Source organism: Hymenobacter humi (assembly GCF_042665855.1).
Classification (GTDB): domain Bacteria; phylum Bacteroidota; class Bacteroidia; order Cytophagales; family Hymenobacteraceae; genus Hymenobacter; species Hymenobacter humi.
The window spans coordinates 2507790-2521189 of the sequence record NZ_JBHTEK010000001.1; the positions used below are offsets into that span (position 1 = coordinate 2507790).

Consider the following 13400-nt stretch of genomic DNA (forward strand, 5'->3'; position numbering starts at 1 on the left):
GCTGTTAGCCATTAGCTGATAGCTGTTAGCCGATGTTATATAAGGAAAGCGTGAAAAAAGCTAATAGCTAACAGCCATCAGCTAACAGCTTACGTCAGGGCATAAAGCAGAATATTGACCCCAAACTTGGTATTGTCTTCGGCCAGAAAGCGCTTGTTGCGGAAGTCGTAGTCCCACTCGCAGCCGTAGTCTTTGTTGGAGTAGAGCACGCCGATGCGGCCCTTGATTTCCACGGCTTTCAGGTAGTCGTGCACCAGGTCGTCGCCCCAGCCGTTGAGCTCAAAACCCGTATTGGGTGGGCCGTCCTTGAACTTGAAAAACTGCGAGTAAATCGGGTGGGTTTTGGCGATTTTCTTGAGGGCGCCCGCGCCGAAACACTGGCGCATCTGCTCCTCGAAAGAGCGGGCAAAAAGGCCGTCGATGTCGTGGTTGCAGTCGTCAACAAACACGAAGCCGCCGTTGCGAACGTACTGGGTAAAGTTCTTTTTCTCAGCCGCCGAAAACTGCACCAGCCGGTGGCCCGAGAGGTAGCAGAACGGGTAATTGAACAGCTCCGGACTATCCAGGGCTACTACTTTTTCCTTGGGGTCGACGGGCACCGTGGTGTACTGCACCAGGGAGTGCAGCAGGTTGGCCGGCATCCGCTCGTCCACGGCGTCCCAGTCGCCGGAGTGGTATTTCAAACGCACAAAAGTGAAGGGAGTAGCAGACACAGATAACGAAATAGGGCAGTAAAGGGGAAGCGGCCGGAAGCAGGGCTGTAAGGCTGTTATTCGGATTAGAAAAACTGGAGTTGCTTTTTCGGTGCCATTGGGCTGAAGTTACCGAGGCGCTTCCTGAACTGGGGTGGGAAGGAGGTTTGCAACTTTTAGTCGGGAAGCTGGCGTACTCATTGCTACCACTTCGGGTTGAGCCGTTTTTTAAGACGAAAACAGGCTTGTCCATCGAACGCTTCGCAGCAGTTTATTCCTATCCATAATTTTATTTTATCCTATGAAAAAGGCTCTGATTATCATCTTGCTAAGTGTGTTTTCAGCACCCTTGGCGCAAGCACAGTTTGGAGTAAAAGGCGGGTTGAATGTAGCCGAGCTAACGGGCCGTGAAGGAGAAAGCGCGTCTTACAAAGCGTTTTACCACGTCGGCGTTTTTTACCAAGCCAACCTGCTGGGGCCGCTCGCCATTCAGCCGGAAGTGCAGTACTCCGTAGCCGGCGGCAACCTGAAATCGGCCTTTACCAACTACGACAGCGAACTGCACTACCTCACGGTTCCAGTTTTGGCCAAAGTTACCCTGGGCCCCGTGTTTGTAGAAGCGGGCCCGCAGTTCGGGGTGCTGCTGAGTGCCAACCAATCGGGCAAGCTGCAAGTGGGCCTCGCGCCGGACGGCACACCGGCTTACGGCAATGAGTCGCGGCCCGCAACCGGCAGCTTCAAGCGCAACGATTTCAGCCTGGTGGGCGGCGCCGGTCTGAAGCTGGCCGGCAACTTTTCGCTGGGCGCCCGCCTGGTAGCCGGCCTCAACGACATCAACGACGCCAAGAACCTCTCAGGTATCAACGACCCCCGCCTTCAGAACCGGGTGTTTCAGGTGTATGCAGCCCTGCAATTTGGCAAGAAGTAGAGGGCAGAAAAACGGAACGTCATGCTGAGCTTGTCGGAGCATCTCGCTCGCATCGTTGAACGATTGATTTACTACCACACGCGAGATGCTTCGACAAGCTCAGCATGACGTTCCGCTTATTATTCCATTTTCAACTAACCACCAACTAAGTTAAATAGCGTCGGACAGGCTGGTGAAGGTAAAGTCGCGGATTTTGAGTGGGGGCACCAGGCAGCCAGCCAGGCGTTGCGGCTTGCCGATGGCCTCGATGTTGTTGAGCATGATGATGGGGCTCTCGTTGAAGCGCAGGTTCTTGATGGGAAACTTGATTTTCCCGTTCTCGATATAGAAGGTTCCGTCGCGGGTGAGGCCGGTGTAGAGCAGCGTTTGCGGGTCAACTTCGCGGATGTACCACAGGCGCGTAACTAAGATGCCTTTGGCTGTGCCCTTGATGAGGTCGGCCGTGCTCTGGGTGCCGCCGGCCATGATAAAGCCGCTGGGGAAGGCCGTGGCAGGCACGTTGCTTTTTTGCGCCCAAAAACGGGTGTAAAAGGTCTTTGACCACGCCTTTCTCAACCCAGGTTTGGCGCTTGGTGGGCAGGCCGTCATCGTCGAAGGCATTGCCGGGCACCTCCGCGTTCATGGGGTCCGAGTAGATGGTAATCCGTTCGTCAAACAGCTTTTCGCCTTTGCGGTTGCCGCCGCCTTTTTTGCTCAGGAAGCTGCGGCCTTCGTCGGCCTCACGGGCGCCCATGCCAAAGACGAGCCCGCCCAGCAGCGATAGGTCGTCGCCGGCCATCAGGGCGGCCGGCTCCAGAATGACCGTGTACTTGCCGGGCTCAATGGCTTTCGCCCCCACCGAGCTCAGCGCCTTGTTGGCGGCGCGTTCGGTGATGCCCTTGGCGTTGAGCTTGGCGGGGTCGGTCACGTCGGCAATGGCATAGCCGGAGCCTTTGCCATCGGCCGTGCGCACCGTTACCGAGAAGTCGGTATTGGTCGATTGCTGGTAGGCTTCCAGGCCCTTGGAGTTGCGGTGGGCCACAAAGCGGGTGCCGCCATCCAGAAATCCGGCGGCGCTCAGGTTTTTGGCCGCACATACGGCCATGCTATCGGCAGCGGCTTGGGCCCGCGTGGTGGCCGTAAGCAGCGTAGTGGCCGAGGAGGGTGGGCTCAGATACGTTTGCGGGCCAATAAATGGCACATATTCCGGGCTTTCGGGCGCGAGCTTGGCAATTTCTTCGGCCCGCTGCACGCAGCGCCGCAGGGTAGCATCGTCGAATTCATTGCACGTGGCAATGCCACTGCGTTTGCCGAAGCGCGCCTCAACGGCCAGGGATACGGAATCTTGCGAGCCGGCCGTGCTCACGCTGTTGCGGGCGTAGCGAATGTTGCCAGCGGTGCGGCCCCGCAGCGTGGCCGCACATTCGTCGGCAGTGGTGTAGCTGAGAACCTTTTTTAATAAAGTCTGGGCGTCGTCTTTGGAGAGAATAGCCATGATGGATTTGCAGGGATTGGAAGGAGGGAAGTTGTCGTCCTGACGCTAAACCTTGCGCGCCGTGTTGATGACGTTCACGCCATTGAAGCGTGTGGTAGCCGAGCCGTGGCTTACCGAGGACACCTGCGCCGGCTGGCCCTTGCCATCGAAGAAAGTACCGAACAGGCGGTAGTCGGACTGGTCGCAGGAGCCTGCGCAGGCCCCCAGAATTCTTGGGTATTCGACTGGTAGGCCACGTCTTCCAACGGCTCCGTGATTTTCCCTTTCTCGATGGCAAAGAAGAGCTGCCCGCCGAACTGGAAGTTGAAACGCTGCTGGTCGATGGAAAACGAGCCCGCGCCGGCAATGTAAATGCCCTTGTCCACGCCCTTCACCATTTCATCGACGCTCATTTTGGCTTTGCCGGGGCGCAGACTGATGTTGGGCATGCGCTGGAACTGCACGTCTTCCCACGACTGGGCGTAGGCGCAGCCATCCGATTCCTTCTGGCCCACGATGTGCGCCTGGTCCCTGATTTTCTGGTAGTTCACCAGCTTACCTTCCTTGATGATGTCCCACTCGCGGGTTTTTACGCCCTCATCGTCGTAGCCCACGTTCCCCACCGAGCCGGGCTGGAGCTTGTCGGCCACGATGTTCACTTCTTTTGAGCCGTAGGGCAAGTTCTTGGCCTTCCACTCCAGCGTAGCGAAGCTGGTGCCGGCGTAGTTGGCTTCGTAGCCCAGCACGCGGTCCAATTCCGTGGGGTGGCCCACCGATTCGTGGATGGTCAGGCCGAGGTGGGCAGGGTCGAGGACCAGGTCGTACTTGCCGGGCGTTACCGATTTCATCGTCAGCTTGGCCTTGGCCTGCTTGCCAGCCAGCGCCGCATCGCCCAGCATATCGTAGCGCAACTTGTAGCCCACGGTATCGGTGCCCTGCGGGCCGCGCACCTGCTCCGCTGTGCTGGCCGTGAGGTACTCGAAGCCCAGCCCAACCGGCGCACTCAGCGCCTGGCGCGAGCGGAATTTGCCCGACTTTGTATCCACAGCCGTGGCGTTGAAGGTCGGCCACAGTCGGTGAATGTCCTGGTCGATGTAGGAGCCGTCGGTGCTGGCGAAGTACTTCTGCTCGTTCACCTGAAACAGCACCGAGTTGATGTAATTGGCCCCCGCATCGAGCGCGGCAGCATTAGCTGCCAGCAGCAGGTCCACTTTCTGCTTGATGGGCACCTCAAATGCGCTTTGCTGCAGGGGCGTTTTCCAGCTCACCTCGCCGTAGCCCTGCTGGGCCGCCAGCTGCACGGGCACCTTCATCAACAGCCGGTTGGCCTTGGCAATGTCCACCGCCGCGCGGGCGGTAGCGGCCAGACTGGCCTCGGTTACCACGCTGGTGGAGGCAAAGCCCCAGCAACCCGCTACCAGCACCCGAATGCCTACCCCGTAGCTCTCGGTGCTCACAATGTTCTGCACCTGCTTCTCGCGGGCAAACACATACTGGTTGAGGGAGCGGCCAATGCGCACGTCGGCGTAGCTGGCGCCGGCCGTTTTGGCGGCATTCAGAGCCGCGTCGGCCAGGCGTTTTTTCACGATGACATCGGCGCCGGGCTCCAGCAGGCGAGCCGGGTCGACGGTCGTGTGGCCAAAGCCGGGCAGGCTCGGCAGAAACAGCGCACCAGTCGCTAGGCCGGTGAGGCCTACAAAGTCACGTCTTTTCATTTTTGCAGCGGTAAAGGTGAATCAATAACTCAGGGTTAGTAGGAGAGGGCAAGACACCAAAAAGGCCGTCGAGTAGAGCTAAGTTGAAGCAACTCCACCGGCAAAGTAATCGAATTACTAGCCCAGTAGAATGGCCTCAACTTAGCTCAACCTGACGGCCTTTGGTTAGTCAATTAAACAGCGTCGGACAGGCTGGTGAAGGTGAAGTCGCGGATTTTGAGCGGCGGAATCAGGTTGCCGCCCAAGCGTACGGGCTTGCCAATGGCCTCCAGGTTGTTGAGCATAATCACCGGGCTTTCGTTGAAGCGGAAGTTCTTCACCGGGAACTTGATTTGGCCGTTTTCGATGTAGAACGTTCCGTCGCGGGTCAGGCCCGTGTAAAGCAAGGTCTGGGGGTCAACCGGGCGGATGTACCAGAGGCGCGTGACCAGGATGCCCTTGGCCGTGCCCTTAATCAGGTCGGCCGTGCTTTGGGTGCCGCCTTCCATAATCCAGCCGCCGGGGCGGGGCAGGTCCGGGATGCCGGTTTTTGGGCCCAGTAGCGCGAGGAATACAGGTTCTTTACTACGCCTTTTTCAATCCAGGTTACCCGCTTCTGCGGGCGGCCGTCGCCGGAAAACATCAGGTCGGGGATTTCGGCGTTCATGGGGTCGGAGTAGATGGTTACCCGCTCGTCGAACATCTTTTCGCCCTTGCGATTGCCGCCGCCTTTTTTGCTCAGGAAGCTGCGGCCTTCGTCGGCGTTGCGCGCGTCGAGCGCGCTCATCAGCGCCACCATCAGCGAGGTATCTACGTTCGATACTAGGGCGTTGGGCTCCAGAATCACGGTGTACTTGCCGGGCTCGAGAGCGCGGGCTTTTACCGACGAGGCGGCTTTTTCGGCGGCCACGCGGGTAAGGCGGGCAGCGTCGAACTTGCTGGCGTCGGTGTAGTCGGCCGCGGCGTAGCCAGAGCCCGTGCCGTCGGGCGTGCGCACGGTCACGCTGAACTCCACGTTGGTGAACTGCTGGTAGGCCTCAAGGCCTTTGGAGTTCCGCTTGGCCACAAAGCCGGCGGAGTCTACCAGAAAGCCGGCCGAATTCAACTTCCGCTGGTCGCACAGCCCGGTGCTGGCGCCCATCTGGCGGGCCCGGTAGTCGGGGTCGATGGCGGCGGTAGCGGCGGCAAAAGCTTTGTTGCTTTCCTGGTATTGCTGGGGCCCGAGCAGGGGCATGTACTCGGGCGACTCGGGGGCGAGTTTGGCGATTTCCTCGGCGCGCTGCACGCAGCGGCGCAGGGTGGCGTCGTCAAATTCGTTGCAGGTGGCCACGCCGCTGCGCTTGCCGAAGCGGCTCTCCACGGCCAGCGACACGTTATCTACGGCGCCCGACGTGCTGATGGTGTTGCGCGCCGAGCGCACGTTGCCGCCGATGTTACCGTTGAGGGAAACCTCGCACTCGTCGGCCGTGCTGAAGCTCAGTACCTTTTTCAGGATAGTCTGAGCGTCGTCTTTAGAAAGAATGGGCATGATGGGTTGAGCTATTAGCTGATGGCTGTTAGCTGTTAGCTTTTTAACTGTGCCTTCGCGAAAAGGCTAACAGCCATCAGCTAATAGCTAACAGCTTTATAATTAACCGATTTTGCGGGCGGTGTTGATAACGTTCACGCCGTTGAAGCGGGTGGTGGCCGAGCCGTGGCTCACCGCCGAGCTCTGCGAGGGCTGGCCCTTGCCGTCGTTGAAGGCGCCGAACAGGCGGTAGTCGCTCTGGTCGCAGATGGCCGAGCACGAGTTCCAGAATTCCTGGGTGTTGGCCTGATAAGCCACGTCCTCGAGCATGCCGGTAATCTTGCCTTTCTCGATGGCGTAGAACACCTGTCCGCCGAACTGGAAGTTGTAGCGCTGCTGGTCGATGGAGAAGGAGCCGTTGCCGGCGATGTAAATGCCCTTGTCCACGTTCTTTATCATGTCGTCCACGCTCAGCTTGGCTTTGCCGGGCTGCAGGCTCACGTTGGGCATGCGCTGGAACTGCACATCCTGCCACGACTGCGAGTAGCAGCAGCCATCCGATTCCTTCTGGCCCACCATGTGGGCCTGGTCCCGGATTTTCTGATAGTCCACCAGCTTGCCTTCCTTGATGAGGTCCCACTGCTTGGTTTTCACGCCTTCGTCGTCGTAACCCACCGCGCCGAGCGAGCCGGGCTGCAGCTTGTCGGCCACGATGTTCACCATCTTAGACCCGTAAGGGATGTTCTTCGCCTTCCACTCCAGCGTGGCGAAAGAGGTACCGGCATAGTTGGCTTCGTAGCCTAGCACCCGGTCCAATTCAGTAGGGTGGCCCACCGATTCGTGGATGGTAAGGCCCAGGTGGTGGGGGTCCAGCACCAAGTCGTACTTGCCGGGAACTACCGATTTAGCGGTCAGTTTTTCCTTCACCTGCTTGGTAGCAGCGGCCACATCTTCCAGCATGTCGTAGCTGTTTTTGTAGCCGATGATGTTGGAGCCCGCCGGGCCGGCCACCTTGTCGCCAGCCTTGGGGGTGAGGTATTCGTAGCCCAGGCCCATGGGCGAGCTCAGCGCCTGCCGCGTCCGGAATTTGCCCGAAGCCCGGTCAATCGCCGTCACGCCGAAGGTGGGGTAGATGCGATGGATGTCCTGGTCGATATAGGAGCCGTCGGTGCTGGCGAAGTACTTCTGCTCGTTCACCTGGAACAGCACGGAGTTTACAAACGATGCACCCAGCTCAAGCGCCTTTGCATTGACGCTCAGTAGTAAATCTACCTTGTCTTTAATCGGAACTTCAAAGGCGTTTTGCTGGATGGGCGTTTTCCAGGTTACCTCGCCGTGGCCTTTTACCGGGGCCAACTGCACATTCTCTTTCTGCACTTTGGAGTTGGCTTTAGCAATCTGCACGGCGAGTTGAGCCGCTTTGGCGATGCCGGCTTCGGTCACGGTGTTAGTAGCCGCGAAGCCCCAGGTGCCGTTGGCAATCACGCGCACGCCCACGCCGTAGCTCTCGGTGCTCGAGATATTCTGCACCTGCTTCTCGCGGGTCACCACGCCCTGGTTGAGGGAGCGGCCGATGCGCACGTCGGCATAGGTGGCGCCGGCGGCTTTTGCGGCATTCAGGCCCGCATCGGCCAGGCGCTTTTTCATGGCCGCGTCGGCGCCCGGCTCCAGCAGGCGCGCGGGGTCCACCAGGTTGCCGGCGAAGCTGGGTATGCTGGGAATAAACAGGGCACCGGCCGCCAGGCCGGAGAGTCCCACAAAGTCGCGACGTTTCATTAAAAAAGGAAGAAGAGTGATGGCGAAAAAAGTAGCGTGGACTCTGCGAGTCCGCGCCTGAACGATACCTGCCCCGCGCGGACTCACAAAGTCCACGCTACAAGCTACACGGCGTCAGACAAGCTGGTGAAGGTGAAGTCGCGGATTTTGAGCGGCGGCACGAGGTTGCCACCCAGGCGGACGGGCTTGCCCGCGGCCTCCAGGTTGTTGAGCATAATCACCGGGCTTTCGTTGAAGCGGAAGTTCTTGATGGGGAACTTAATCTGCCCATTCTCAATGTAAAACGTTCCGTCGCGGGTGAGGCCGGTGTAGAGCAAGGTCTGCGGGTCGACGGCCCGGATGTACCACAGGCGGGTTACCAGGATGCCCTTGGCCGTGCCCTTGATGAGGTCGGCGGTGCTTTGGGTGCCGCCTTCCATTATCCAGCCGCCGGGAGGGGGATGTCGGCAATCCCGGCTTTTTGGGCCCAGAACTGGGAGGTGTAGAGGTTCTTCACCACGCCCTTTTCTATCCAGGTCACTTTTTGCTGCGGGCGGCCGTCGCCGGCGAAAGTGAGGTCGGGCACGTCGGGGTGGGTGGGGTCGGAGTAGATGGTCACCCGCTCGTCGAATAACTTTTCGCCCTTGCGATTGCCGCCGCCTTTCTTGCTCAGGAAGCTACGGCCTTCGTCGGCGTTGCGCGCGTCCATGGACCGCATCATGTTGCTGAGCAAATCCACGGCCGCTGCCGGCTCCAGAATCACGGTGTACTTGCCCGGCTCAATGGCCTTGGCCTTCACCGACGAAGCGGCTTTCTCGGCGGCCACGCGGGTGAGGCGGGCGGCGTCGAACTTGGCCAGGTCGGTGTAGTTGGTGATGGCGTAGCCCGAGCCGGTGCCGTCGGCGGTGCGCACCGTGATGGTAAAGTCCAGGCCGGTGAGGCGCTGGTAGGCTTCGAGGCCCTTGGAGTTGCGCTTGGCTATGAAGCCCGTGGAATCGTTGAAGAAGGCGGCTGAGGTGAGCTTGCGGGCCTCGCACAGCGCCATGCTCGCCCCAATCTGCTGGGCGCGGTAGTCGGGCGTGATGTCGGCCGTGCGCTGGGCATACGACGCGGGCGAGGCCAGGTACTTCTGCGGACCAAGGAACGGCACGTACTCGGGCGACTCAGGCGCGAGCTTGGCGATTTCTTCGGCGCGCTGCACGCAGCGGCGCAGGCTCGCTTCGTCGAATTCGTTGCAGGTGGCCACGCCGCTGCGCTTGCCAAAGCGCGACTGCACCGCCAGCGACACGTTGTCGACGGCGCCCGAGGTGCTGATGGTGTTGCGCGCCGAGCGCACGTTGCCGCCGATGTTACCGTTGAGGGTCGCCTCGCACTCGTCGGCGGTGCTGAAGCTGAGGACTTTCTTCAGGATGTCCTGCGCCTCGGTTTGAGAGAGAATTGCCATTTGGGAGTGAAGTGCAGTTGGAAATGCTTTTTTAAACTCCCCTCCTTTTTTAAGGAGGGGATGCTGGCGCGAAGCGTCAGGGGGTGGTTAAGTCGTTGAACCATGGGCGAACGACTGGCAGCAGAACGAGTTGAGCTGGAATCGTTCGAGTGTCGTTCAACGACTTCAACCACCCCCGTTTGAGCTAAAGCTCAAACATCCCCTCCTCAACTGAGGAGGGGAGTTGTCGTTCGACGGTTAGCCGATTTTGCGGGCGGTGTTGATGACGTTCACGCCGTTGAAGCGGGTGGTGGCCGAGCCGTGGCTCACGGCCGACACCTGCGAGGGCTGCCCTTTGCCGTCGAAGAACGAACCGAACAGGCGGTAGTCCGACTCGTCGCAAATCGCGGCGCAGCTGTTCCAGAATTCCTGGGTGTTGGCCTGGTAGGCCACGTCTTCAATCATGCCCGCAATCTTGCCTTTTTCGATGGCGTAGAACACCTGCCCGCCAAACTGGAAGTTGTAGCGCTGCTGGTCGATGGAGTAGGAGCCGCGGCCGGCGATGTAGATGCCCTTGTCCACGTTCTTTATCATGTCGTCGACGCTCATTTTGGCTTTGCCGGGCTGCAGGCTCACGTTGGGCATGCGCTGGAACTGCACCGAGTCCCAGGAGTCGGCGTAGCAGCAGCCGTCCGATTCCTTCTGGCCGACGATGTGCGCCTGGTCGCGAATCTTCTGGTAATCGACCAGGATGCCGTCTTTAATAATATCCCAGCGCTTGGTTTTCACGCCTTCGTCGTCGTAGCCCACGGCGCCGAGTGAGCCGGGCTGCAGCTTGTCGGCCACGATGTTCACCAGCTTCGAGCCGAAGGGAATTTTCTTGGCTTTCCACTCCAGCGTGGCGAAGGAAGTACCGGCATAGTTGGCCTCGTAGCCCAACACCCGGTCGAGCTCGGTGGGGTGGCCCACGCTTTCATGAATGGTGAGGCCCAGGTGATTGGGGTCGAGAACCAGGTCGTACTTGCCGGGAACTACCGTTTTGGCGGTCAGTTTTTCCTTCACCTGCTTGGCGGCCAGGGCGGCGTCCTCCAGTATGTCGTAGCTGTTGCGGTAGCCAACGAGGCCCGTGCCGGCGGCACCCGCAATTTTGTCGGCGGCTTTGGGCGTAAGGTACTCGTAGCCCAGGCCCATGGGCGCGCTGAGCGCATCGCGGCTCCGGAACTTGCCCGTAGCGCGGTCGATGGCCGTGACGCTGAACGTGGGCCAGATGCGGTGCACGTCCTGGTCGATGTAAGAGCCGTCGGTGCTGGCGAAGTACTTCTGCTCGTTGATTTGAAAAAGCGTGGAGTTGACGAAGCTGGCGCCGTTATCCAGGGCTTTGGCGTTGGCGGCGAGCAGCAATTCGGCCTTCTGGGCCACCGGCACTTCGAAGGAGTTTTGCTGAATGGGCGTCTTCCAGCTTACCTCGCCGTAGCCTTTTTGCGGAGCGAGCACCACCTTTTCCTTCTGCACTTTGGAGTTGGCTTTGGCGATGGCTACAGCGAGTTGAGCCGCTTTGGCCAGGCCGGCTTCGGTCACGGTGTTGGTGGCGGCAAAGCCCCAGGTGCCGTTGGCCAGCACCCGCACGCCGGCGCCAAAGCTCTCGCCGCTGGCGATGTTCTGCACCTGCTTTTCGCGGGTCGAAATGCTTTGGTTGAGGTAGCGGCCAATGCGGACGTCGGCGTAGCTGGCGCCGGCGGCTTTGGCGGCATTGAGGCCGGCATCGGCCAGGCGCTTTTTCACGGCTTGGTCGATGCCTTCCAGCAGGCGGGATGGGTCAACCGGAGTGCCGCCTAAACTGGGAAAGCTGGGCAGAAACAGGAGCCGCCGGCCGCCAGGCCGGAGAGTCCCACAAAGTCGCGTCGTTTCAAAAGAGAATAGAATTGGGGAATAGAAAACTAGATTCGTAAAGATGGGCAGAAATATTAACTGAAAAGACATGCTGCCGCCGCTGACGTTGCGCGAATGTCAGGCTTCGCCTTAAAAAATTGCTGAGTTTAATTATTGCTCCACTCAGGCACCAATCAGCGAGGACAAACCTAGCCCAATTTGTGGTTGGCGCAGCTAGCTCCGTCAACCTAAATTCAGCTAAACAGAAAAAGCCCGCGTTGAGCGGGCTTTTTCTGTTTAAGGGTTAACTCAGGCCGCTTCTCTGGCAGCGGGAGAGAAACTGTGAGTAGCTCAAGCCGCCGCAGAAGTTGAGCTAACAATTGCCGGGCGGCGGCTTGTGGCCGACGCTTAGCGCGCCCGCCAGGAAATGGTCACGCCCGGCGTGCCGTTGCCGAAATAAGCCGGGGCCACGCCCACGTCGCGCCCAATGGACTTGCGCCCCCAGCGGTTGCGGTGGCTCAGGTAAGCGAGGTGGGAAGAGAGGATGCCGATGCCGGCGCCGGCCACCACGTCGCTCTGCCAGTGCTTGGTGTTTATCATGCGCAGGGCGGCCACACTCGTGGCGATGGTATAGGCCCCGATGCCGTACCATTGGCTTTTGTCGCGAAACTCGGTGTGCACGATGCTGGCGGCCAGAAAGGCCTGGGCCGTGTGGCCCGAGGGGAACGACAGGTTGTCGGAACCGTCGGGCCGGGTTTCGTGGGTTGAGTACTTCAGGGCGTAGGTGGTGGCCAGCATAATGGCCTCGCCTTTGGCAATGATGAGCAGCGTGTTGATGCGGTCGCTGTGCGACTCAACTCCCGCCAGGGCCACGGCTCCCAGCTCCAGGTAGGGCACCAGAATCAGGATGTTGTCGAGTTTGGTGCGGTACGTAGGGAAGAGCTTGTGGATGTCGCGGTTGGCCTCCTGGTTGGTGTAAAAGCCGCCCCCGTTGAAGGTGTAGGCGCCGTAGCCAATGAGCGCGGCCGGGATGACGGTGGCCCGAAACAGCTTGCTCTTGTACCACTTCGCGTTGCCTGGGGGCGACACACCAGCCGGGTTCTCAAACTTGTGGGTGGTATCGGCCGGGACCGGTTTAACCTGGGCCAAAGCCGGGCTCATTCCGCTAAAAACCAGCAACAGTGCCGCATAGCGAGTAAGCAAAAAGGTGCGCATCAAGAAAATGTAGGTGAGGGGTTGAGAAGAAATTCGCTCGTAGTACGGGTGCCCGGTGCAAACGTAGCAAGCAGCACCATACCATCCGGCTGGTTTTTATTGAGCCAACTGCGCGTTGGAATCATCAGAACCGGAAACTTCTGGAACAGGGCCAGCCTATTGACCTGATTATGGAGGTAAATTTGTCCCTCCAGCCCGAATGCGCACCGGGCAGCCTGTGCGTCCCGCAGCTGGTCAACCGCGCTCGAATGAACCGCCGCCAGCGGCCTGATTCACCGTCAGCCGGGCATCCTGGTGCTCAGTTTGCCGTATTCGGGCCATTAGTTGAGCCAGATTTTGCGCGGCTTTGCTTTAAAGTTTGATTTACCCATGCCAATGCCCACCTTTCGGGTCGCCGCAGCGCTGGCCTTTTGCTGGCGCTGAGCTTTTCAGCCCTTGCCCAGCAAACGCCCAACAACGACGGTTTCCAGCGGCTCAACGGCCAGATGCAGGTGGTGCGCAACGGCCGCCCCCGCCCCTGACCCGCGACGCCCACCTGCCCAACGGCGCTACCATCACCACCGATGGCTTTGTGGTGAGTGCCAGTGGCCAGCGCACGGAGCTGCGCGAAGGCCAGGCCTGCGATTTTCGGGGCCGGCCCGTGGCCGTGCGCGCCGCGCCCGACGGCACCCTGGTGCTGGCAAAGTCGGCTGCCAGCGCTGCCCCGGCCATTCCCACCCGCACGGTGATGGAAGAAATGTTTGGCCGGAGCGCCGACGACCAGTACCGCGAGGGCAAATACAAAAAGCCTAAAAAGGCCAAAAAGAAGCACGGCAAAGGGCACGGCCGCGGGAATGAGGAGGAGTACGACGACTAAGCCCCACC

5 protein-coding genes and 5 pseudogenes are annotated in these 13400 nt (G+C 59.9%); 2 read left to right on the top strand and 8 right to left on the bottom strand.

All coding sequences use genetic code 11. From position 1 onward, the window contains the following. Positions 1 to 89: 89 nt before the first annotated feature. Complete coding sequence (locus ACFQT0_RS14095; RefSeq protein WP_380203651.1) at positions 90 to 713, bottom strand: DUF4159 domain-containing protein; 624 nt, start codon at positions 711 to 713, stop codon at positions 90 to 92. A 280-nt stretch (positions 714 to 993) separates the two neighbouring features. On the opposite strand from ACFQT0_RS14095, the gene ACFQT0_RS14100 reads away from it, so the two are divergent. Further along, positions 994 to 1620 carry a porin family protein gene (locus ACFQT0_RS14100; RefSeq protein ID WP_380203653.1) on the top strand — a complete coding sequence of 209 codons (627 nt, stop codon included), beginning with the start codon at positions 994 to 996 and terminating at the stop codon, positions 1618 to 1620. A gap of 150 nt (positions 1621 to 1770) precedes the next feature. On the opposite strand, the pseudogene ACFQT0_RS14105 reads toward ACFQT0_RS14100, so the two are convergent. The 7 genes and pseudogenes from ACFQT0_RS14105 to ACFQT0_RS14135 all read right to left on the bottom strand — a co-directional run bounded on the left by ACFQT0_RS14105 (position 1771) and on the right by ACFQT0_RS14135 (position 12536). Beyond that, a pseudogene (locus tag ACFQT0_RS14105) lies at positions 1771 to 3094 on the bottom strand (TldD/PmbA family protein). A gap of 45 nt (positions 3095 to 3139) precedes the next feature. Next, positions 3140 to 4788, bottom strand: a pseudogene (locus ACFQT0_RS14110) (TldD/PmbA family protein). A 173-nt stretch (positions 4789 to 4961) separates the two neighbouring features. Next, positions 4962 to 6295 (bottom strand): annotated as a pseudogene (locus tag ACFQT0_RS14115) (TldD/PmbA family protein). A gap of 102 nt (positions 6296 to 6397) precedes the next feature. Continuing rightward, the gene (locus tag ACFQT0_RS14120) at positions 6398 to 8050 is read right to left on the bottom strand and encodes a TldD/PmbA family protein (RefSeq protein ID WP_380203655.1); all 1653 of its coding nucleotides are present in this window, start codon (positions 8048 to 8050) and stop codon (positions 6398 to 6400) included. A gap of 104 nt (positions 8051 to 8154) precedes the next feature. Beyond that, a pseudogene (locus ACFQT0_RS14125) lies at positions 8155 to 9473 on the bottom strand (TldD/PmbA family protein). A 237-nt stretch (positions 9474 to 9710) separates the two neighbouring features. Beyond that, positions 9711 to 11362: pseudogene (locus ACFQT0_RS14130) on the bottom strand (TldD/PmbA family protein). Positions 11363 to 11729: 367 nt separating this feature from the next. Next, entirely contained in the window at positions 11730 to 12536 is an 807-nt protein-coding gene (locus ACFQT0_RS14135; RefSeq protein WP_380203657.1) for a phosphatase PAP2 family protein, read from the bottom strand. 571 nt (positions 12537 to 13107) lie between these two features. On the opposite strand from ACFQT0_RS14135, the gene ACFQT0_RS14140 reads away from it, so the two are divergent. Then, positions 13108 to 13392, top strand: a complete 285-nt coding sequence (locus ACFQT0_RS14140; protein ID WP_380203659.1) for a hypothetical protein — start codon at positions 13108 to 13110, stop codon at positions 13390 to 13392. Positions 13393 to 13400: the final 8 nt, after the last annotated feature.

Coding starts and splice junctions, on each gene's coding strand:
- ACFQT0_RS14100 (WP_380203653.1), top strand. CDS start 994: ATGAAAAAGGCTCTGATTATCATCTTGCTAAGTGTGTTTTCAGCACCC.
- ACFQT0_RS14120 (WP_380203655.1), bottom strand. CDS start 8,050: ATGAAACGTCGCGACTTTGTGGGACTCTCCGGCCTGGCGGCCGGTGCC.
- ACFQT0_RS14135 (WP_380203657.1), bottom strand. CDS start 12,536: ATGCGCACCTTTTTGCTTACTCGCTATGCGGCACTGTTGCTGGTTTTT.